Source organism: Chryseobacterium proteolyticum (genome assembly GCF_046591535.1).
In the GTDB taxonomy this organism is placed as follows: domain Bacteria; phylum Bacteroidota; class Bacteroidia; order Flavobacteriales; family Weeksellaceae; genus Chryseobacterium; species Chryseobacterium proteolyticum.
Genome location: NZ_JBJLWK010000003.1, coordinates 786,814 through 804,195 on the forward strand (window position 1 = coordinate 786,814; position 17,382 = coordinate 804,195).

At 34.8% G+C, this 17,382-nt stretch carries 30 protein-coding genes; 29 read left to right on the forward strand and 1 reads right to left on the reverse strand.

The window, feature by feature from the left end; all coding sequences use genetic code 11:
* Positions 1-3 precede the first annotated feature (3 nt).
* From rpsC to rplQ, 22 genes are all read left to right on the forward strand, one after another.
* On the forward strand, positions 4-738 hold the full coding sequence (rpsC, locus tag ACJ5H0_RS14625; RefSeq protein ID WP_172284536.1) for a 30S ribosomal protein S3: 735 nt from the start codon (positions 4-6) through the stop codon (positions 736-738).
* A gap of 78 nt (positions 739-816) precedes the next feature.
* Entirely contained in the window at positions 817-1,242 is a 426-nt protein-coding gene (gene rplP / locus ACJ5H0_RS14630) for a 50S ribosomal protein L16 (protein WP_172284535.1), read from the forward strand.
* 12 nt (positions 1,243-1,254) lie between these two features.
* Complete coding sequence (gene rpmC / locus ACJ5H0_RS14635) at positions 1,255-1,443, forward strand: 50S ribosomal protein L29 (protein WP_172284533.1); 189 nt, start codon at positions 1,255-1,257, stop codon at positions 1,441-1,443.
* Positions 1,444-1,454: 11 nt separating this feature from the next.
* On the forward strand, positions 1,455-1,712 hold the full coding sequence (gene rpsQ / locus ACJ5H0_RS14640; protein ID WP_052186088.1) for a 30S ribosomal protein S17: 258 nt from the start codon (positions 1,455-1,457) through the stop codon (positions 1,710-1,712).
* A complete protein-coding gene (gene rplN, locus ACJ5H0_RS14645) occupies positions 1,712-2,080 on the forward strand; it encodes a 50S ribosomal protein L14 (protein WP_007839504.1) in 369 nt (122 codons plus the stop codon). The genes rpsQ and rplN overlap by 1 nt, the downstream gene beginning before the upstream one ends.
* 22 nt (positions 2,081-2,102) lie before the next feature.
* The gene (gene rplX, locus ACJ5H0_RS14650) at positions 2,103-2,429 is read left to right on the forward strand and encodes a 50S ribosomal protein L24 (RefSeq protein WP_172284531.1); all 327 of its coding nucleotides are present in this window, start codon (positions 2,103-2,105) and stop codon (positions 2,427-2,429) included.
* A 13-nt stretch (positions 2,430-2,442) separates the two neighbouring features.
* Positions 2,443-2,994 (forward strand): 50S ribosomal protein L5, encoded by a 552-nt coding sequence (gene rplE / locus ACJ5H0_RS14655; RefSeq protein WP_039364081.1) that lies wholly within the window; start codon positions 2,443-2,445, stop codon positions 2,992-2,994.
* Positions 2,995-2,997: 3 nt separating this feature from the next.
* Positions 2,998-3,267, forward strand: a complete 270-nt coding sequence (rpsN, locus tag ACJ5H0_RS14660) for a 30S ribosomal protein S14 (protein WP_007839501.1) — start codon at positions 2,998-3,000, stop codon at positions 3,265-3,267.
* Between the two features lie 143 nt (positions 3,268-3,410).
* The gene (gene rpsH, locus ACJ5H0_RS14665) at positions 3,411-3,809 is read left to right on the forward strand and encodes a 30S ribosomal protein S8 (RefSeq protein WP_172284529.1); all 399 of its coding nucleotides are present in this window, start codon (positions 3,411-3,413) and stop codon (positions 3,807-3,809) included.
* 17 nt (positions 3,810-3,826) lie between these two features.
* Entirely contained in the window at positions 3,827-4,372 is a 546-nt protein-coding gene (gene rplF / locus ACJ5H0_RS14670) for a 50S ribosomal protein L6 (RefSeq protein ID WP_172284527.1), read from the forward strand.
* Positions 4,373-4,386: 14 nt separating this feature from the next.
* Entirely contained in the window at positions 4,387-4,740 is a 354-nt protein-coding gene (gene rplR / locus ACJ5H0_RS14675; protein WP_172284525.1) for a 50S ribosomal protein L18, read from the forward strand.
* A gap of 19 nt (positions 4,741-4,759) precedes the next feature.
* Positions 4,760-5,281 (forward strand): 30S ribosomal protein S5, encoded by a 522-nt coding sequence (gene rpsE / locus ACJ5H0_RS14680; RefSeq protein WP_172284523.1) that lies wholly within the window; start codon positions 4,760-4,762, stop codon positions 5,279-5,281.
* Between the two features lie 10 nt (positions 5,282-5,291).
* Positions 5,292-5,468, forward strand: coding sequence for a 50S ribosomal protein L30 (rpmD, locus tag ACJ5H0_RS14685; RefSeq protein WP_007839493.1), 177 nt, complete (start codon positions 5,292-5,294; stop codon positions 5,466-5,468).
* 18 nt (positions 5,469-5,486) lie between these two features.
* Positions 5,487-5,936, forward strand: coding sequence for a 50S ribosomal protein L15 (gene rplO, locus ACJ5H0_RS14690; protein WP_172284521.1), 450 nt, complete (start codon positions 5,487-5,489; stop codon positions 5,934-5,936).
* 9 nt (positions 5,937-5,945) lie between these two features.
* Positions 5,946-7,325 (forward strand): preprotein translocase subunit SecY, encoded by a 1,380-nt coding sequence (gene secY, locus ACJ5H0_RS14695; RefSeq protein ID WP_172284519.1) that lies wholly within the window; start codon positions 5,946-5,948, stop codon positions 7,323-7,325.
* Between the two features lie 3 nt (positions 7,326-7,328).
* Positions 7,329-7,544: a translation initiation factor IF-1 gene (infA, locus tag ACJ5H0_RS14700; RefSeq protein WP_034684855.1), complete on the forward strand. Its 216-nt coding sequence runs from the start codon at positions 7,329-7,331 to the stop codon at positions 7,542-7,544.
* 63 nt (positions 7,545-7,607) lie between these two features.
* Positions 7,608-7,724: a 50S ribosomal protein L36 gene (gene rpmJ, locus ACJ5H0_RS14705; RefSeq protein WP_007839480.1), complete on the forward strand. Its 117-nt coding sequence runs from the start codon at positions 7,608-7,610 to the stop codon at positions 7,722-7,724.
* Between the two features lie 9 nt (positions 7,725-7,733).
* On the forward strand, positions 7,734-8,111 hold the full coding sequence (rpsM, locus tag ACJ5H0_RS14710) for a 30S ribosomal protein S13 (RefSeq protein ID WP_040993540.1): 378 nt from the start codon (positions 7,734-7,736) through the stop codon (positions 8,109-8,111).
* 12 nt (positions 8,112-8,123) lie between these two features.
* Positions 8,124-8,513: a 30S ribosomal protein S11 gene (gene rpsK, locus ACJ5H0_RS14715; RefSeq protein ID WP_089028777.1), complete on the forward strand. Its 390-nt coding sequence runs from the start codon at positions 8,124-8,126 to the stop codon at positions 8,511-8,513.
* A 19-nt stretch (positions 8,514-8,532) separates the two neighbouring features.
* Positions 8,533-9,141, forward strand: a complete 609-nt coding sequence (gene rpsD, locus ACJ5H0_RS14720) for a 30S ribosomal protein S4 (RefSeq protein ID WP_172284517.1) — start codon at positions 8,533-8,535, stop codon at positions 9,139-9,141.
* A gap of 33 nt (positions 9,142-9,174) precedes the next feature.
* Entirely contained in the window at positions 9,175-10,170 is a 996-nt protein-coding gene (locus tag ACJ5H0_RS14725; protein WP_172284507.1) for a DNA-directed RNA polymerase subunit alpha, read from the forward strand.
* A 6-nt stretch (positions 10,171-10,176) separates the two neighbouring features.
* Positions 10,177-10,704 carry a 50S ribosomal protein L17 gene (rplQ, locus tag ACJ5H0_RS14730; protein WP_172284505.1) on the forward strand — a complete coding sequence of 176 codons (528 nt, stop codon included), beginning with the start codon at positions 10,177-10,179 and terminating at the stop codon, positions 10,702-10,704.
* A gap of 55 nt (positions 10,705-10,759) precedes the next feature.
* Here the strand turns inward: rplQ and ACJ5H0_RS14735 are convergent, their stop codons facing one another.
* Positions 10,760-11,194, reverse strand: coding sequence for a hypothetical protein (locus ACJ5H0_RS14735; protein ID WP_273650547.1), 435 nt, complete (start codon positions 11,192-11,194; stop codon positions 10,760-10,762).
* 68 nt (positions 11,195-11,262) lie between these two features.
* On the opposite strand from ACJ5H0_RS14735, the gene ACJ5H0_RS14740 reads away from it, so the two are divergent.
* From ACJ5H0_RS14740 to ACJ5H0_RS14770, 7 genes are all read left to right on the forward strand, one after another.
* A complete protein-coding gene (locus tag ACJ5H0_RS14740) occupies positions 11,263-13,128 on the forward strand; it encodes a glycoside hydrolase family 35 protein (RefSeq protein ID WP_411250040.1) in 1,866 nt (621 codons plus the stop codon).
* A gap of 173 nt (positions 13,129-13,301) precedes the next feature.
* Complete coding sequence (locus ACJ5H0_RS14745; protein ID WP_411250041.1) at positions 13,302-13,934, forward strand: response regulator; 633 nt, start codon at positions 13,302-13,304, stop codon at positions 13,932-13,934.
* 22 nt (positions 13,935-13,956) lie between these two features.
* Positions 13,957-14,697, forward strand: a complete 741-nt coding sequence (locus ACJ5H0_RS14750; protein ID WP_411250042.1) for a hypothetical protein — start codon at positions 13,957-13,959, stop codon at positions 14,695-14,697.
* 640 nt (positions 14,698-15,337) lie between these two features.
* Complete coding sequence (locus ACJ5H0_RS14755) at positions 15,338-16,123, forward strand: sensor histidine kinase (protein WP_411250043.1); 786 nt, start codon at positions 15,338-15,340, stop codon at positions 16,121-16,123.
* Between the two features lie 87 nt (positions 16,124-16,210).
* Positions 16,211-16,537 carry a hypothetical protein gene (locus ACJ5H0_RS14760; protein WP_273650552.1) on the forward strand — a complete coding sequence of 109 codons (327 nt, stop codon included), beginning with the start codon at positions 16,211-16,213 and terminating at the stop codon, positions 16,535-16,537.
* A 16-nt stretch (positions 16,538-16,553) separates the two neighbouring features.
* On the forward strand, positions 16,554-16,757 hold the full coding sequence (locus tag ACJ5H0_RS14765; RefSeq protein WP_172284491.1) for a hypothetical protein: 204 nt from the start codon (positions 16,554-16,556) through the stop codon (positions 16,755-16,757).
* Complete coding sequence (locus tag ACJ5H0_RS14770) at positions 16,757-17,326, forward strand: hypothetical protein (protein WP_411250044.1); 570 nt, start codon at positions 16,757-16,759, stop codon at positions 17,324-17,326. The genes ACJ5H0_RS14765 and ACJ5H0_RS14770 overlap by 1 nt, the downstream gene beginning before the upstream one ends.
* Positions 17,327-17,382 lie beyond the last annotated feature (56 nt).

Sequence of the window (17,382 nt, forward strand, 5' to 3'; positions counted from 1 at the left end):
GGTATGGGACAGAAGACAAATCCAATTGGTAACAGATTAGGTATCATCAGAGGATGGGATTCTAACTGGTTTGGTGGAAACGATTATGGAGACAGAATCGCTGAAGACTATAAAATCAGAAGATACCTTGAAGCTAGATTATCTAAAGGTGGAATTTCAAAAATCTTTATTGAAAGAACATTAAAATTAGTTACAGTTACTATTACTACTGCTAGACCGGGACTTATCATCGGGAAAGGAGGTCAGGAAGTTGATAAATTGAAAGAAGAGTTGAAGAAATTGACTGGTAAGGATATTCAGATCAACATTTTCGAAATCAAAAGACCTGAGCTTGATGCAGTATTAGTTGCTGATAGCATTGCTAAGCAAATTGAAAACAGAATTTCTTACAGAAGAGCTGTTAAAATGGCTATTGCTAGCACAATGAGAATGGGTGCAGAAGGTATCAAAGTTCAGATCTCTGGTAGATTGAACGGAGCTGAAATGGCAAGAAGCGAATCTTTCAAAGACGGAAGAATTCCTTTATCTACTTTCAGAGCTGATATCGATTACCACATTGCAGAGGCTCATACTACTTATGGTAGACTTGGGGTTAAAGTTTGGATTATGAAAGGTGAAGTTTATGGTAAAAGAGAACTTTCTCCTTTAGTAGGACAACAGAAAAAAGGACCTTCAGGAGGAGGAAACAGAGGAGACAGAGATAACAGAAGACCTTCAAGAGATAAAAAAAATAATTAATAAAATTTTAGAGGATAGTTTTTAAATGACCGTTACTTTTTTAAAATCTAAATTCTAAAATCTAAAATTTAAGAAATTATGTTACAACCAAAAAGAACCAAATTCCGTAGAGTTCATAAGATGAAGATGAAGGGGATTGCTCAGAGAGGTAATCAACTTGCTTACGGAACTTTCGGAATCAAAGCTACAGAAGGAGCTTGGATCACTGCAAGACAGATTGAAGCTGCGCGTATCGCTGCGACAAGATATATGAAGAGAGAAGGTCAACTATGGATCAAAATTTTCCCGGATAAGCCAATTACTAAAAAACCAGCTGAAGTAAGGATGGGTAAAGGTAAAGGTGCTGTGGAATATTGGGTAGCTGTAGTAAAACCAGGTAAAATTATGTTTGAAGTTGGTGGTGTACCTTACGAAATCGCTAAGGAAGCTTTAAGACTTGCTGCTCAGAAATTACCGGTAGTGACCAAATTTGTAGTTGCGAACGATTTTGTTAAACCTCTATAATCTTTGAATACAATGAAAAAAGCTGAAATTAAAAATCTAAGCGCAGAAGATATTCAAGCTAAATTGACTGAAGCTAAAGCTGAGTTCTCTAAAATGAAATTAGCTCACAAAATCAGTCCTCTTGAAAATCCAATTCAAATCAGAGATTTGAGAAAGACAATCGCAAGACTAAATACAGAGTTAACCACTAAACAACAATAAGATTTTCATACATTATGGAAAGAAACTTAAGAAAAGAAAGAATCGGAATAGTTTCCAGCAATAAAATGGAAAAGACCATTGTTGTAAGTGAGACTACTAGAGTGAAACACCCGATGTACGGTAAATTCGTATTAAAAACGAAAAAATATACTGCACACGACGAAAACAACGAATGCACAGAAGGAGATACAGTTCTTATCCAAGAAACTAGACCAATGAGCAAGAGTAAAAGATGGAGATTAGTAAGAATCATTGAAAAAGCTAAGTAATGTTACAAACAGAATCAAGATTAAAAGTTGCTGATAACACAGGTGCTAAAGAAGTATTGGTTATCAGAGTTCTGGGAGGAACCAGAAGAAGATATGCTTCAGTTGGTGATAAAATCGTAGTTACGATCAAAGATTCTACACCATCAGGGAATGCTAAAAAAGGTCAGGTATCTAAAGCTGTAGTAGTAAGAACTAAAAAAGCAGTTAGAAGAAAAGATGGATCATACATCAAATTCGAAGATAACGCTTGTGTATTACTAAACGCAGCAGGAGAAATGAGAGGAACACGTGTTTTCGGACCTGTGGCTCGTGAGTTGAGAGACAAAGAATATATGAAAATCATTTCATTAGCTCCTGAAGTACTTTAATTTTAAAAATTTTTAAAAGAAAATGTCAAAGTTAAAAATAAAAAGAGGAGATAACGTAATCATTACTACTGGTAAGAAAGATATCAAAGGTAAGACTGGTGAAGTTATTGAAGTGATCAAAAAAGAAGGTAGAGACCCTAGAGTAATTGTTGCAGGACTTAACATCATTAAGAAACACGTTAAGCCTTCAGCTTCAAATCCTCAAGGAGGAATCGTTGAAAGAGAAGCTTCTATTCATATCTCAAATGTAGCTTTAGTTGGTAAAGACGGTAAAGCTGTAAAAGTAGGTTACAAAACTGAAGGAGATAAGAAGGTAAGAATCAACAAAAAAACGGGTGAAACTTTATAATTTTAAATAACACATGGAATATATAGCAAGACCCAAGAAAGCATATAAAGAAACAATTGTTCCTGCAATGATGGAAGAATTTGGGTACAAATCTGTAATGCAGGTGCCTAAATTGGAAAAAATCATCTTATCTCAAGGATTAGGTGATGCTACTGCAGACAAAAAGATCATTGATTATGCTGTAGAAGAACTTACAAACATTACTGGTCAAAAGGCCGTAGGTACTATCTCTAAGAAAGACGAAGCTGCTTTCAAATTGAGAAAAGGAATGCCTGTAGGAGCTAAAGTTACTTTAAGAGCGAATAAAATGTATGAGTTCTTAGACAGACTTACTTCTTCTGCTTTACCACGTATTAGAGATTTTTCTGGTATCAAAGCTGATGGTTTCGATGGTAGAGGTAATTATAACTTAGGTATTACTGAGCAAATTATCTTCCCTGAGATCGTAATCGACAAAGTGAAAAAAATCCAAGGGATGGACATCACTTTCGTTACAACTGCGAAAACAGATAAAGAAGCGAAAGCATTATTAACTCACTTCGGTTTACCATTTAAAAAGAACTAAGAAATGGCTAAAGAATCAATGAAAGCGCGTGAGCGCAAAAGAGAAGCACTAGTTGCTAAATACGCTGACAAAAGAAAAGCTTTAAAAGAAGCTGGTGATTATGAAGCACTTCAGAAATTACCTAAAAATGCTTCTCCTGTAAGATTACACAACAGATGTAAACTAACAGGTAGACCAAGAGGATACATGAGAACGTTCGGAATTTCCAGAGTAACTTTCAGAGAAATGGCAAACAACGGTCTTATCCCAGGAGTTAAAAAGGCTAGTTGGTAATCATTAATCAATAATCGGGACAATTAAGTTGTCTGGATACTAAAGAAAAAAATATCAGACCTAAGATTTCTGAAGTCTGATATTTTACTCTTCAAGTCCTTTCAATACTGATTGTTCTTCAACCAATAATTTAAAATAGAAAAATGGTAACAGATCCAATTTCAGATTTCCTAACCAGAGTAAGGAACGCACAAAGCGCAGGCCACAAAGTGGTGGAAATTCCTGCATCGAAAATCAAAAAGGAGATTACGAAAATCTTATTTGATCAAGGGTATATCTTAAACTTCAAGTTTGAAGATAACGCTGTTCAAGGGACTATCAAAATCGCTTTAAAGTATGACAAGCAAACTAACAAACCAGCTATTAAATCTATCCAGAGAGCTTCAAGACCAGGTTTGAGACAGTACAAAGGTTCTGCTGAACTTCCAAGAGTATTGAACGGTTTGGGTGTAGCTATTATCTCTACTTCAAGAGGAGTAATGACAGATAAGAAAGCTAGAGAAGAGAAAGTAGGCGGTGAAGTAATCTGCTATGTTTATTAATTTTTAATCAAAGGAAAATGTCAAGAATTGGTAAAGCAATTATAACAATTCCTGCTGGAGTTACCATCACTGAAAATAACAGTGTAGTAACTGTAAAAGGTCCTAAAGGAGAACTTACTCAGGAACTTACAGAAGGAATTACTTTAGAACAAAAAGATGGAGAACTGAATGTAAACAGACCATCTGATTCTAAACAACACAGAGCGCTTCACGGTTTATACAGAGCGTTAATCAACAACATGATTGTTGGTGTATCTGCAGGTTTCGAAAAGAAACTAGAACTTGTAGGGGTAGGATATAGAGCATCTCACTCAGGTCAAAAACTTGAGTTGGCTTTAGGATTCTCTCACGGTATTACATTAGAGCTTCCTAGCGAAGTTAAAATTGATACATTGACTGAAAAAGGTAAAAACCCAATTATTACTTTAACGTCTTTCGACAAGCAACTTCTTGGAATGGTGGCTGCGAAGATCCGTTCATTCAGAAAACCTGAACCATACAAAGGAAAAGGTGTAAGATTCGTAGGTGAAAATGTTAGACGTAAAGCTGGTAAATCTGCTTAATAAATTATAAGAAAATGGCATTAAGTAAATTAGAAAAAAGAATAAGAATCAAAAGAAGAGTAAGAGGAAAAATCTCTGGATCTTCTGAATTGCCAAGATTATCGGTATATAAGAGTAATAAGGAAATTTACGCTCAGTTAATCGACGATAAAGATGGTAAAACTTTAGTAGCTGCTTCTTCAAGAGAGAAAGGAGTAGACGCTAATGGAACTAAAATTGAAGTTTCTGCTGCTGTTGGTAAAGCTATCGCTGCTAAAGCTATCGCTGCAGGAATTGAAAATATTGTGTTTGATAGAAACGGTTTCGTATACCATGGAAGAGTGAAAGCTCTAGCTGATGGTGCGAGAGAAGGTGGACTTAAATTCTAATCATTAAATTTCGGAAAATATGTTAGGACTAGATAATATAGAAAGAGTAAAACCGGGAGGATTAGAATTAAAAGATCGTCTCGTAGCTGTAAACAGAGTAACAAAAGTAACTAAAGGGGGTAGAGCTTTCGGCTTTTCTGCTATTGTAGTTGTTGGAAATGAAGATGGAATTATTGGTTACGGTTTAGGAAAATCTAAGGAAGTTGCTTCTGCAATTGCTAAAGCAGTTGAAGATGCTAAGAAAAACCTTGTGAAAGTTCCTGTAATGAACCACACTATTCCTCACCAAACTACTGCTAGATACGGTGGTGCAGATATCTTCTTAAGACCTGCTTCTCACGGTACAGGACTTATCGCCGGTGGTGCGGTAAGAGCGGTATTGGAATCTGCTGGTATTCACGATATCCTTTCAAAATCTAAAGGATCTTCTAACCCTCACAACGTGGTGAAAGCTACTTTCAAAGCATTGTTAGACATCAGAAGACCTGAGGAAATTGCAAGAATGAGAGGAGTTTCTTTAACTAAAGTGTTTAACGGTTAATATAAAAACAATGGCAACAATTAAAGTAAAGCAAGTAAGAAGCGCTATTGGAAGAACGAAAACCCAAAAGAGAACGCTTGAAGCATTAGGATTTAAGAAACTTCACCAAGTTGTAGAGCACGAAGCTACGCCTTCTATTTTAGGAATGATAGCTGCAGTTAGTCATTTACTTGAAGTTCAAAAATAATTTTAAAAAGAAATTAAAATGAATTTAAACAACATAAAACCTGCTGCAGGTTCTACTTTTAATTCAAAAAGAATTGGTAGAGGACAAGGTAGTGGAAAAGGAGGTACTTCTACAAAAGGACACAAAGGTCAGAAATCTAGAGCTGGTTATTCTCAGAAGATCGGTTTCGAAGGTGGACAGATGCCTTTACAGAGAAGATTACCGAAATTTGGTTTCAAAAATGTAAACAGAAAAGAATATAGAGCTATTAACCTGGACTCTATCCAAACTTTAATAGAAAATAAATCTATCACTGGAGATATTACTAAAGAGGTTTTGGTAGCAAACGGTTTAGCTACTAAAAACGAAATAGTGAAAATTATGGGTAGAGGAGAATTGAAATCTGCGGTTTCAATCTCTGCTGACAAATTCACTAAATCTGCTGAAGAGCTTATTGCTAAGGCAGGTGGAAAAGCAATTACATTATAATAGTAACTAATGAAAGAATTTATACAAACCCTCAAAAATATTTGGAGCCTAAAGGAATTAAGAGATAAAATTCTTTTTACGTTAGGTATTATCCTTGTGTATAGATTCGCATCTTATATCTCTCTACCTGCAATTAACCTTGCACAAGTAGGAGATCTCTTAGAGCATTATAAAAGTCAAGGCGGTAACAAGCAAGGAGCAGGTCTCCTTGGCTTGCTTTCGTCGTTTACAGGGGGGGCTTTCAGCCACGCCTCTGTTATGGCACTTGGTATAATGCCTTATATTTCAGCTTCTATTATTGTTCAGTTGATGGGGATGGCTATTCCTTATCTTCAGAAACTTCAGAAAGATGGAGAGTCAGGTAGAAATACATTGAATCAAATTACAAGATGGTTAACAATCGGTGTGTGTTTAGTACAAGCACCTTCTTATTTAACTTCTATTACTCAATTATTTTTACCATATGCTCAGTTCCAGTCTGCATACTATGTAGAGCCAAATTCTATCATGTTCTGGTTACCAAGTATTGTTATTTTGGTTGCCGGTTCAGTATTTGCAATGTGGCTAGGTGAGAAAATTACTGATAAAGGAATAGGAAATGGTATTTCTATCCTTATTATGGTAGGTATCTTATCTAGACTTCCAGAAGCATTTGTTCAGGAAATGGCCGTGCAGAACGGAAAAGGAGGGATGGGATCTATTATGATCCTTATTGAGGTGATATTCTGGATGTTGGTTGTTCTTTTAGCAGTAGTGTTATCTGTTGCTGTGAGAAAGATTCCAATTCAATATGTAAGCAGAGCACAAGCAAGAGGAGGTGTAAATAAAAATCTTATGCAGGGAGCAAGACAGTGGATCCCATTGAAAGTTAACGCTGCCGGAGTTATGCCAATTATCTTTGCTCAGGCATTGATGTTTGTTCCAGGTTTATTAACTAAATTTGATGAATCCAATACTTTTCTTGCAGGTTTCAAGAATGTTTTTAGCTGGCAGTACAATGTATTGTTTGCATTACTGATTATAATCTTTTCATTTTTCTATACTGCAATTACAATTCCGGTGAACCAAATGGCCGATGATTTAAAGAGAAACGGAGGTTTGGTACCGAAAGTAAGACCAGGAAAAGAGACGGCTGATTATTTAGATGATATTTTATCTAAAATTACCTTGCCAGGTGCAATATTTTTATCTATCTTTGCAATCCTTCCGGCAATTGTACACGGAAGCTTAGTTCAGACAGATGCGTTCGCCCTATTTTTCGGGGGAACGTCACTATTGATTATGGTTGGAGTTATTTTAGATACTGTTCAACAGATTAATACATATCTGCTGAACCATCATTATGATGGCTTAATGCAGTCTAAATTATCAAGAACGACTGGATATTAATTTATGGCGAAACAAAAACATATTGAACAAGACGGCGTAATAACGGAAGCACTTTCGAACGCTCAGTTCCGTGTAGAGCTAGAAAATGGGCATATACTTATAGCTCATATTTCTGGTAAAATGAGAATGCATTATATTAAACTTTTACCTGGAGATAAGGTAAAACTAGAAATGTCTCCCTATGATTTGACAAAAGGGAGAATTACTTTTAGATATTAAACAAACGCCAAATGGAGTCTTCGGGTTTCCATTTGGCTATTGTTAAAAAATAAATACTATCAAATGAAAGTTAGAGCATCAATTAAGAAAAGAAGCGCTGATTGCAAAATTGTACGCAGAAAAGGTGTACTTTTTGTGATCAACAAGAAGAACCCAAAATTTAAACAAAGACAAGGCTAATATTAAATTATGGCGAGAATTGCAGGTATTGATTTACCAAAAAACAAAAGAGGCGTTATCGGTTTAACTTATATTTATGGGGTGGGAAGAAGTACTTCTTCTGAAATCCTTAAAGCTGCCGGTATCAGCGAAGACAAGAAAGTCAACGAATGGAATGACGATGAATTGGCTGCAATTAGAACTTATATCTCTGAAAACATTAAAGTAGAAGGAGAATTACGTTCTGAAGTGCAATTGAACATCAAGAGATTGATGGACATAGGATGCCAACGAGGAATACGTCACAGACTAGGACTACCTTTAAGAGGCCAGAGAACGAAAAACAACTCTAGAACCCGTAAAGGAAAGAGAAAAACTGTTGCTAACAAGAAAAAAGCTAGTAAATAATCGTTAGGAATTATGGCAAAACAAACTAAAGTAGTTAAGAAAAGAAAAGTAAAAGTTGAAGCTATTGGTGAAGCGCATATTCAGGCTTCTTTCAATAACATCATCATTTCTTTAACAAATAAAAGCGGAGAAGTTATCTCTTGGGCATCTGCCGGTAAAATGGGATTCAGAGGTTCTAAAAAGAATACTCCATTTGCTGCTCAAATGGCAGCAGAAAATTGCTCTAATGTTGCTCATGAAGCTGGATTAAGAAGAGTAAAGGTGTTTGTGAAAGGTCCTGGGGCAGGTAGAGAATCTGCAATCAGAACTATTCACAATTCAGGAATTGAAGTTAGCGAAATCATTGATGTGACTCCAATGCCGCACAATGGATGTAGACCACCAAAAAGAAGAAGAGTTTAATTTTTAGAATTTACCCATTATGGCAAGATATATTGGACCTAAAACTAAGATTGCTAGAAAGTTTGGTGCTGCAATCTACGGAGATGATAAAAACTTCGAGAAAAGAAAAAACCAACCGCCAGGACAACACGGTCCTAACAAAAGAAGAGGTGCTAAGAAATCAGAATATGCAGTTCAGTTAGCTGAAAAACAAAAAGCTAAATATACTTATGGTATTTTAGAAAGACAGTTTGCAAACTTATTCGATAAAGCACACAGAAGTAAAGGTGTAACAGGTGAAGTTCTATTACAACTTTGCGAATCTAGATTGGATAACGTAGTATACAGATTAGGTTTTGCTAAAACCAGAGCTGGTGCTAGACAATTGGTTTCTCACAGACACATCACTGTGAATGGAGAACTGGTAAATATTCCATCTTATTTGCTTAAAGCTGGTGATGTAATTGCAGTAAGAGAAAAGTCTAAGTCTCTTGAAGTAGTTACTGATGCATTAGCTTATAAAGCAAACTATGAGTGGTTACAATTCAACGATGAGAAGAAAGAAGGTACTTTCGTATCTGCGCCTGAAAGAATCCAGATTCCGGAGGAGATCAAGGAACAGCTTATCGTCGAACTTTACTCTAAATAATTTTTTAATCAAATTTTTGCTCAACCCAATAATATGGCAATTTTACAATTCATAAAACCCGATAAAGTAATTTTACTTAACTCTGATGAATTTAAAGGTCAATTTGAATTCAGACCTTTAGAACCAGGTTTCGGGCTTACAATAGGTAATGCTTTGAGAAGAGTGTTGCTTTCTTCTCTAGAAGGATATGCTATTTCATCTATCAAAATAGAAGGTGTAGAGCACGAATTTTCAACTATTCCAGGAGTAATCGAAGATGTTACCGAAATTATTCTTAACCTTAAGCAGGTAAGATTAAAATCTATAGCGGAAAACCAGTCCAACGAGCAGGTTGTTGCTAAGGTTTCTGGTCAAACGATTATTACTGCTGGAGATTTAGGTAAATCAATCAACGGATTTGAGATCTTGAATCCTGAGTTGGTGATTTGCAACCTGAACAGTGATGTAACTTTCGAAATTACTTTCAATATAGAAAAGGGTAGAGGGTATGTTCCTTCTGAACAAAATAAGTCAAACAATGCACCTGTAGGTACTATTGCTATTGACTCTATTTTCACTCCAATTAAGAAAGTGCAGTACAGTATTGAAAATTATCGTGTAGAGCAAAAAACAGACTACGAAAAACTTGTATTAGATATAGAAACTGATGGTTCCATCAGTCCTCAAAATGCTTTGACAGAAGCTTCTAAGATATTAATTTATCACTTCATGTTGTTCTCTGATGAGAGAATCACGCTTGAAACAGAAGCTGTAAAAGCATCTATCCAATATGACGAAGAAACTCTTCACACAAGACAACTTCTTAAATCTAAACTAGCAGATATGGATCTTTCAGTAAGAGCTCTGAACTGCTTGAAGGCTGCAGAAGTTGAAACGTTAGGAGAATTAGTTTCTTACAGTAAGTCTGATTTGATGAAATTCAGAAATTTTGGTAAAAAATCTTTGACAGAACTAGAAGAATTAGTGCATTCAAAAGGTCTTAACTTCGGTTTCGACGTTGCAAAATATAAGTTAGACGCTGATAAATAATTAATAATGAGACACGGTAAAAAATTCAATCACTTAGGAAGGACAGCTTCTCACAGAAGTGCGTTACTTTCTAATATGGCTTGTTCTCTAATTGAGCATAAAAGAATCAACACTACTGTTGCTAAAGCTAAAGCTTTAAGAGTATATGTTGAGCCCCTATTAACAAAAGCAAAAGAAGATACTACACATAATAGAAGAACTGTATTTTCATATCTTCAAAATAAAGAAGCTGTTACTGAATTATTCAGAACTGTAGCACCTAAAATCGCTGAAAGAAATGGCGGTTATACAAGAATCATCAAGACTGGTTTCAGACAAGGTGATGCTGCTGATATGGCTCTTATCGAGTTAGTAGACTTCAATGAGCTTTACAATCCTAATGCTGAAGAGAAAAAAGCTACAAGAAGAAGCAGAAGATCTACAACTGCTAAAAAAGCAGAAACTGTAGTTGCTGATGCTCCTGTAGTAGAAGAAAAAGTTGAAGAGCCTAAGGCTGAAGCAGCTGATTCTACAGAGGAAAAGACTGAAGAATAATATTCATTCAGATATAAATAAAAACCGTTCAGGACTCTGAACGGTTTTTTTATTTTTATATTTTGGTTCTTACTAATTCGATCACATTGTTTCCTTGCTCAAGGTGCAGGCTATCTCCTTTTACCCTTGCAGTCATGTCGTCTTTTTTATAGACTGTTTCCCCATCTTTAGTTTCTTCTTTAGGAAGGGTAAACGTCTTTTTGTTACTGGTTATTGCGACAGTACTCTCTTTTGGATCATTTTTGAAAACTACTTTTACCAAGGATCCATCGGTTGCCTTATATACAAAATCTGTTTTTTCAATTCTTTTACCGTTTACGTCTATAATGGATGAACTTGCCGAAGCTGAATCTATCTTTCCATTTTGATCAGATACTGCTGATACTGAACTATCAGTTTTAATGATGTTTTTATTGCCATCGGTTGATTTTTTACAGCCTACTACTGCTAAAAGAAATATAGTGTTGAGTAAAATGATCGTTTTTTTCATGATTGATAAAGTTTAATATGAAGTCTTTAATTTTATTCTTTATTTTTACAAAAATCATGCCTTGCCCTATGAAATCTCACTATAAATATTTTCTTCTGATCATTCTGATTATGTCCTTTAATTCAGTGTTTTCTCAAATAAAAAGAAATCAATTTGAAATTAAAGACGGTCATTTTTTTTTGAATGAAAAAGAGTTTATTATCCATTCGGGTGAACTTCATTATCCTAGAGTGCCATCAGAGTACTGGAAACACCGTCTTCAGATGATGAAAGCAATGGGGCTAAACACGGTTACTACCTATGTATTTTGGAATTATCATGAAGAAGCTCCTGGAAAGTGGAATTTCTCTGGAGAAAAAGATCTGAAAAAATTTATAAAAACAGCACAGGAAGTTGGATTGTATGTGATTATACGTCCTGGACCTTACGTGTGTGCAGAGTGGGAATTTGGAGGATATCCATGGTGGTTGCAAAAGGATAAAAATTTAGAAATAAGGACCTATAACCAGCCCTTTTTGAAAGAGTGCGAAAAATATATTAATCAACTGGCAAAGAAGATCATTCCTTTGCAGATCAATAATGGCGGACCTGTTATAATGGTTCAGGCAGAAAATGAGTTTGGCTCCTATGTTGCCCAAAGAAAAGACATACCATTGGAGCAGCATCGAAGATACAGCCATGAAATTAAAAATATGTTGATTAAATCGGGCATTTCTGTCCCATTCTTTACCTCGGACGGAAGCTCCCTTTTTGAGGGCGGAGCGATAGAAGGTGCATTACCGACGGCCAACGGGGAAGATAATATTGAGACCCTTAAAGAGAAAGTGAATGCATATAACGGAAATAAAGGACCGTATATGGTAGCTGAATATTATCCGGGATGGCTTGACCACTGGGCCGAACCTTTTGTGAAAGTTCCTGTAGAAGATGTAGTAAAACAAACTGAGTTATACATCAAGAATGGAGTGTCATTTAATTATTATATGATTCATGGAGGAACCAATTTCGGATTTACCAGTGGTGCTAATTATGATAAGAACCACGACATTCAACCGGATATTACAAGCTATGATTATGACGCTCCGATAAGCGAAGCAGGATGGGAAACTCCAAAATATACAGCACTACGTACTATATTTCAAAAACTGAATCCAAAAAAGCTTCCTGAAGTGCCTGCCCGGGAAAAGGTTATTACATTCTCACATGCAAAATTTTCTAAAACTCTTTCTATTTTTGATTTAATAGAGGGACAGAAATTTGTATCAGCAGAAAGACCCTATACATTTGAAGAACTGAATCAAGGTAACGGCTATGTTCTTTACCGGATAAAATTTGATAAAGATCATAAAGGGAAACTTGAAATAAAAGGGTTGAGGGATTATGCAAATATTTATATTGATAAGATTTGGAAAGGTGAATTGAACAGATACTATAAAAAATATGATCTTGATATCTCAATCAAAGCCGGGGAGACTTTGGATATCCTTGTTGAAAATATGGGACGGATCAATTACGGAGCTGAAATTGTACATAACCTTAAGGGAATTATAAGTCCTGTTGAAATCAATGGAGATCCTGTTAAAGGTCTATGGAAAATGTATTCGCTTCCTTTTGATAAGATACCTGAACTAAAAAATAAGTCGAAAGATATTCCTGAAAGGAGCCCTGTAATAAAAGAAGCAAAATTTCAACTCAAAGAAAAAGGAGATACTTTTCTTGATATGAGAAATTTCGGAAAAGGAATTGTGTTTGTGAATGGAAAAAATGTAGGGAGATACTGGAGCAAGGTAGGTCCCCAGCTTACATTATATGTTCCTGGTGTATGGTTGAAAAAAGGAGAAAACACTATTCAGGTTTTTGAGCAGATTAATGATAAAAATATATCAGAAATTAACAGTGTAAGTACACCAGTTCTAGATGTATTGATTAAATAATCAAAAAAAATTTTTTAAATTAAGTAATGTGATATCAGTCGTTAACTGAAAGAAATTGATTAACTTTAAAAGAAGAAAAACTAAATAAACCAACTCAAATTTAAAGATTACACAAAAGTGTAATTGATTCTGCTTTGTTTTCTGTAGATATTTGTCTCAAATAAGTAAAGGACATGAGTATTTCAATAGCCATAGTAGAAGATGAAAAAAACTACAACAATGCGTTGAAGAAGGTCATCAATTATCAGGCTGATATGAAAGTCATTGCCCAGTTCTTTGACGGCAACGATGCACTGCATAATTTACCTCTTATTTCTCCGGACGTTGTGATGATGGATATCCAGCTTCAGGATATGCTTGGAATTGAAATCATTGAAAAAGTACGGAAAGATATGCCCGATACACAGTTTATCATGTGTACAAGCTTCGAAGATGATGAAAAGCTCTTTAATTCTCTAAAAGCAGGAGCAATGGGATATCTCATCAAAGGAGAAAGCATGGACAAAATTCTCGCCTCTATTCGTGATGTATACAATGGAGGTGCACCGATGAGCTTTTCAATAGCACGAAGAGTACTAAATCATTTTGAAAAAAAGACAACCGATGTAAAAGAATTTGATGAATTGACGCATCGGGAAAAAGAAATTCTTGAACTACTTTCACAAGGCTTGTTGTATAAAGAAATTGCAGATCAAAAATGCATAAGCATGGATACGGTAAAAAAGCATGTTGGAAATATCTATCGAAAATTGCATGTAAGCAATAAAGTAGAAGCTATCAATAAATTTAACCACTTTAAAAACTAAAAAACCATGAGAAACTTAGAGAATGAAAGCACAGATTGTGCTGAAAAAAAAATTGGACTTAATAAGAGATATTTTACAATTAGATTGCGAGGTAATCAATGATTATTCTACACTGAGTCCACTTGTGAACTTGAAACTTTCAGCAGAACAAACCGGATGTATGAACGAGGGAGCAAATAGAATACTGAAGGAAACTCTTGAAGACTTTAAAATTGAAACCGGATCTTTCAAAAACCTTCCCATAAAATATAAATATATACACTTTATTTTTGTGGATAAAACCTCTTTGATGAGATTCCCTACTATTCAACCGGGAAGTCATAAGCATAATTTATACTATATAATTGTTGTGTGTGATCATGAAGATCTGAATGTTTTTGATTTTATCACTTATGATGCTTATTTAGTAGATAGTGCCGGAATGGCTAAAACAATAGAACTGCCAAATGAAATTTATGCTGAAATGAGAAAAGAGTTTTTGGGAGGAGTAGGAAAGGCTATTAGAGAAAACTCTACGTACAATGCAATTACAGAATATATATCTTTTTCTAATGTTATGTTTGAAACCTTTAGAAATGATTTGTCCGGAAACTTTAAAGAGGTGAATGTGAGGTTAATTGCAATACATAAAAATTGTGATATTAACAGTCAAAATGTTGCAGTATCAAGAGTTTTAAATGATAATAAAAAACAAAGCAGATTATCATTAGCATTTCAAAAGGAAGATCAAGGATTCTATGATATAGGTAATATGCAACCATAATGTACTCTGATTTCCAATTAGCATATTTGATTATTCTTTTTCTTGTTGCTTCTTTTTCGTTGATCCTAAGTATAAGGAATGGAAAGAAGCAACAGGAATTTTTGTGTCTCTACCTCGGATTGACTTTTATTCTTGAATTTTTAATGTACATTGTCCAGATATATTTTAAGACCACCGCGAACTTTGGTTTCTTATACAATGCTTATATTCTATTTTGTACATTATTTTTCCTCATTTATTTTAATCGGGGACAGGATATCGTCCTGGTTAAAATCAATAATGTAATTTTCTTTCTTTTTCTCATTATCTATCTTGGTTTCATTTTAAAAAATTATAAAGAAGTCAATCAGACAATAGGTATTGCTTTTTCGTTAGTATACATACTTTATAGTCTAATTTGGTTCTATGGAAAATTAAAACGTCCAAATACCAGGAGCATCATGCAGGATCCAAAGTTCTGGATTTCCTGTGGGCTATTATTTTGGGGAGTATTTTTTATTTTAAGAATTATACCGCGGTACGTTTTTGATAAAATTGATGATAAAGTATTAATTGCGTCACAGTCATTTTTTTTTTATTGTTAATATCATTTTTTATTTCCTTTTTTTAATTTCTTTATCCAAATACACAAAAAAACATAATGACTTCTCTTAATGAATTAAAATTAACCTATGCAATCATTACAGTTGTTATGCTGTTCTTTGTGGTATTTATCATCTTTGTAGTATTAATGTACAATAGGAAGCAGCTTTTGTTTGTAAAAGAAAAACAACTTAAAGAAGCAGAATACCAAAATCAATTGTTACAAAAAGAGCTCGAAAAACAAAAACTGATTGAGCAGGAGCGGGAACGGATCTCACATGATATGCACGATGATCTGGGAGCAGGAATTTCAGCTCTTAAGCTTCAGGCAGAATTTTTAAAACAAAAAGCAGAAAATAGTGATCTAACAAATGATATTGACGAGCTGCTAAAAACATCTGAAGAAATGAATATTTCGATGAGGGAAATGCTTTGGAATTTGAATACAGGAAACGATACGATTGGAAGCTTTACAAGTTACTCAAAAATGTATACTGAAAGCTTCCTGAAAAAAACATCCATCAATTTTATTGTGACAGATCGGGGGATCATTCACAATATGCCGGTTTCCGCTGAAATTAGAAGAAATATGTTTTTGTGCTTAAAAGAATCATTGAATAATGCCTATAAACATAGCAAGGCAAATAAAATATCAATTTCGTTTTCACAAATGGATCGTGAATTTAGTATGGAGATTTCGGATGATGGAATAGGGATGATTGAAGGAAAAAATGAAGGGAATGGTCTTCGAAATATGAAACGCAGGATGAAGGAACTAAATGGAGAATTTGAAATTGTTTCCAAAGAAGATGGAACTGCTTTGATTTTTACAATAGTGATATAACCATCAGACTAATTGCATAATCACCCTTTTGTGTAATTGACTTTAATCTCTTTTAGTGAGAAATTTGATAGAGTAAAATTCACCATCATGAAAACTACAATTAACAACAGTTTTGAAGATTTCAAACAGACACTAAGCAACAACAATAAACTACAGCAGGAATTTAGGGATAATCCTATTCAGGCTGTCAATAGTATTGAAGTAAAAAATCCCAAAGAAACCGATACCTGGATATATAGAATTATCGTCCTGATGTTTGGGCTTGCGATTATTGGTATCATAACAGGATTGATTATATTATCCTTGCACAAGGAAATTACTTTAAACGAGCAGTTAATTACCATTTTTACTGCTATTTCATCAGGAGCGATTGGAGCCCTGGCAGGACTTTTAGCTCCTTCACCTAACAAATAACCTAAAAACTATAATCATGACTAAAATTATCACAAACTACCTATTAGATTGGAACATTAAATCCAGAAGCGGAAAGATCATCTTAAAGTTTAAAGATGCAGGATCTGAAGAAATCATGGAGGATTTAGATTACGAAACTTTCAGTGCATTAGCACATGTACTTGGAAAAGGCAAAGCCAAATATGACCCAACTGATAACTCAATTTATAATGTAATGTGATGAAAAATATATTTTTAACATTGGGAACAGTTCTTTTGTTCACTTCTTGCAGTAACCTGCATAAGGCAACATTGGAAGAACTGAAAAGTACAACCTCAAACTATCAGATGTCGTATGATGCCATGCGAAGAGGAGCCATAGTAAGCATCAAACCAGATGGGAAAATCAACAAAATATTATCGGAGGTGCAACCAGATGCTGCCATTGCCAGAACCACAGATATAACAAGTACGCTCATGGGTAAGCTGAAGTCGGGGGATAGTGTTTCTGCTGAACAAATGACTAAAATTACAGAAAGCCTTTCCAGGCTTGGTGAAAGGACTGCTCCGGTTAATATGCTTAGAGATGCATTATACAGATTGGAAGAACATTGTATTAATTTTGAAGAGCAATGCAAAGGAGAGCTCTATTGGACTAGTTTTAATAATATTGTTAATAATATCACTGAACTTCAGGGCAAAATTTCAGAAACGGCAAAAGAGGAAGCCAATAAAGCAAAAGCCCAGGCTGAAGAAGAAAAAGCTAAAACTTTAAGAACATTAACGCCGGAAGAACGAAAAAAAATATGATTTGACACCGTGAAATAAGCAACAAAAATCAGTTGCTATGTCATGCATTTTTAAAT

Excerpts from the sequence above, each read along its gene's own strand:
- rpsC (WP_172284536.1), top strand. The coding sequence starts at position 4 with ATGGGACAGAAGACAAATCCAATTGGTAACAGATTAGGTATCATCAGA.
- rplP (WP_172284535.1), top strand. The coding sequence starts at position 817 with ATGTTACAACCAAAAAGAACCAAATTCCGTAGAGTTCATAAGATGAAG.
- rpmC (WP_172284533.1), top strand. The coding sequence starts at position 1,255 with ATGAAAAAAGCTGAAATTAAAAATCTAAGCGCAGAAGATATTCAAGCT.
- rplN (WP_007839504.1), top strand. The coding sequence starts at position 1,712 with ATGTTACAAACAGAATCAAGATTAAAAGTTGCTGATAACACAGGTGCT.
- rplX (WP_172284531.1), top strand. The coding sequence starts at position 2,103 with ATGTCAAAGTTAAAAATAAAAAGAGGAGATAACGTAATCATTACTACT.
- rplE (WP_039364081.1), top strand. The coding sequence starts at position 2,443 with ATGGAATATATAGCAAGACCCAAGAAAGCATATAAAGAAACAATTGTT.
- rpsN (WP_007839501.1), top strand. The coding sequence starts at position 2,998 with ATGGCTAAAGAATCAATGAAAGCGCGTGAGCGCAAAAGAGAAGCACTA.
- rpsH (WP_172284529.1), top strand. The coding sequence starts at position 3,411 with ATGGTAACAGATCCAATTTCAGATTTCCTAACCAGAGTAAGGAACGCA.
- rplF (WP_172284527.1), top strand. The coding sequence starts at position 3,827 with ATGTCAAGAATTGGTAAAGCAATTATAACAATTCCTGCTGGAGTTACC.
- rplR (WP_172284525.1), top strand. The coding sequence starts at position 4,387 with ATGGCATTAAGTAAATTAGAAAAAAGAATAAGAATCAAAAGAAGAGTA.
- rpsE (WP_172284523.1), top strand. The coding sequence starts at position 4,760 with ATGTTAGGACTAGATAATATAGAAAGAGTAAAACCGGGAGGATTAGAA.
- rpmD (WP_007839493.1), top strand. The coding sequence starts at position 5,292 with ATGGCAACAATTAAAGTAAAGCAAGTAAGAAGCGCTATTGGAAGAACG.
- rplO (WP_172284521.1), top strand. The coding sequence starts at position 5,487 with ATGAATTTAAACAACATAAAACCTGCTGCAGGTTCTACTTTTAATTCA.
- secY (WP_172284519.1), top strand. The coding sequence starts at position 5,946 with ATGAAAGAATTTATACAAACCCTCAAAAATATTTGGAGCCTAAAGGAA.
- infA (WP_034684855.1), top strand. The coding sequence starts at position 7,329 with ATGGCGAAACAAAAACATATTGAACAAGACGGCGTAATAACGGAAGCA.
- rpmJ (WP_007839480.1), top strand. The coding sequence starts at position 7,608 with ATGAAAGTTAGAGCATCAATTAAGAAAAGAAGCGCTGATTGCAAAATT.
- rpsM (WP_040993540.1), top strand. The coding sequence starts at position 7,734 with ATGGCGAGAATTGCAGGTATTGATTTACCAAAAAACAAAAGAGGCGTT.
- rpsK (WP_089028777.1), top strand. The coding sequence starts at position 8,124 with ATGGCAAAACAAACTAAAGTAGTTAAGAAAAGAAAAGTAAAAGTTGAA.
- rpsD (WP_172284517.1), top strand. The coding sequence starts at position 8,533 with ATGGCAAGATATATTGGACCTAAAACTAAGATTGCTAGAAAGTTTGGT.
- ACJ5H0_RS14725 (WP_172284507.1), top strand. The coding sequence starts at position 9,175 with ATGGCAATTTTACAATTCATAAAACCCGATAAAGTAATTTTACTTAAC.
- rplQ (WP_172284505.1), top strand. The coding sequence starts at position 10,177 with ATGAGACACGGTAAAAAATTCAATCACTTAGGAAGGACAGCTTCTCAC.
- ACJ5H0_RS14735 (WP_273650547.1), bottom strand. The coding sequence starts at position 11,194 with ATGAAAAAAACGATCATTTTACTCAACACTATATTTCTTTTAGCAGTA.
- ACJ5H0_RS14740 (WP_411250040.1), top strand. The coding sequence starts at position 11,263 with ATGAAATCTCACTATAAATATTTTCTTCTGATCATTCTGATTATGTCC.
- ACJ5H0_RS14745 (WP_411250041.1), top strand. The coding sequence starts at position 13,302 with ATGAGTATTTCAATAGCCATAGTAGAAGATGAAAAAAACTACAACAAT.
- ACJ5H0_RS14750 (WP_411250042.1), top strand. The coding sequence starts at position 13,957 with ATGAAAGCACAGATTGTGCTGAAAAAAAAATTGGACTTAATAAGAGAT.
- ACJ5H0_RS14755 (WP_411250043.1), top strand. The coding sequence starts at position 15,338 with ATGACTTCTCTTAATGAATTAAAATTAACCTATGCAATCATTACAGTT.
- ACJ5H0_RS14760 (WP_273650552.1), top strand. The coding sequence starts at position 16,211 with ATGAAAACTACAATTAACAACAGTTTTGAAGATTTCAAACAGACACTA.
- ACJ5H0_RS14765 (WP_172284491.1), top strand. The coding sequence starts at position 16,554 with ATGACTAAAATTATCACAAACTACCTATTAGATTGGAACATTAAATCC.
- ACJ5H0_RS14770 (WP_411250044.1), top strand. The coding sequence starts at position 16,757 with ATGAAAAATATATTTTTAACATTGGGAACAGTTCTTTTGTTCACTTCT.